Annotated in this window: 1 protein-coding gene; it reads right to left on the bottom strand. The window is 57.4% G+C overall.

Features of this window, described 5'->3' with window-relative positions; all coding sequences use genetic code 11:
• On the bottom strand, positions 1 to 887 hold an 887-nt coding region (locus F3H26_RS19560; RefSeq protein WP_223162601.1), incomplete at its 3' end, for a hypothetical protein.
• Positions 888 to 1,009: the final 122 nt, after the last annotated feature.

The following is a 1,009-nucleotide window of genomic DNA, read 5'->3' as shown; positions in this document are numbered from 1 at the left end:
TTCTGGCTTCGCGCGATCGCGTAGAACTCGTCGGACTTCCAGTATTGCGGATGGGCATGGAAATACTTGCGAGATCGCGGATCGAAATCACCGTTCTCGCGCGCCGCGTCGTCGATATCGAACTGGTTTCGGTTCGGGTCAAAGTTGAGGTGATGGCCGAGCACGTATCCGGTCTTGCCTTCGACGGTGCAAACCGAGGTGAACTGAATATTCTTTCGTCGTTTTCTGCTCTGCCAGTTGATCAGGTAGTCCTGCCGGTCGACACACAAGCGGACGTATTTCCGCCTGATGCGATGCGCCTTGGCTTCACGCTCGCCGGCAAACCTGCGGCATTGAGCGTAAATGAAGTCGATCTTGTCGTAGACTGCTTTGGGGCTCAGCTCCGCGATCTGCGCGATGCCCCGGATCGGCTTCTTCGTGACGATCTCCATGAAGACCGTCTTGTTCTTGTGGGGCTGCTTCTGGCCGGCGAAGGCACGGTCCTTGACCGAGAACTGATGCCGGCACGACTTGCACAGGAGCCGCCGCGACGTCTTCAATCTGGCCTTGCAGATGTAGGCCCCCGGATTGCTGAAAACGCCAACCCGTTCGTTGTCGCACCCTGATGTCGGACAGCCTGGCTCCGCAGGCGGCTCGAGATAGGCCGAAATTCTCCGAAGTTCTTCCGCGATACCCTTGTTGCTCTTGATCTGCGAAGACTTTCCGCAGGTCTTGCAATAGAGGCTCGTGTCTGGGTGCGCGCCATTGAGGCGGTAGTGATCCGTCCTGGAAGTCCCGTCCTTTTTGGGTCGCCCTCGGTCTACCCTACTTAGAGCTTCAACAGCAAAGTCGGGGCAAGACGGGTTTCGGCAGGCGTTGACTTGCAAATCACCATGCGGCGTCGGCAACCGAAGATCACCGCCGGCATCGCTATATGTTGATTTCGCCGATCTCGAGACCAGCCCGCTCTGCCCAAAATATCTTTTCTGCGGGACGAATGTCCGGCAATGCGCTAACATATTGCCGGGCA

Origin of the sequence: Ruegeria intermedia, from assembly GCF_900129345.1 — a bacterium.
Taxonomy (GTDB): domain Bacteria; phylum Pseudomonadota; class Alphaproteobacteria; order Rhodobacterales; family Rhodobacteraceae; genus Ruegeria; species Ruegeria intermedia.
This window is presented reverse-complemented; position numbering and strand designations above follow the sequence as displayed.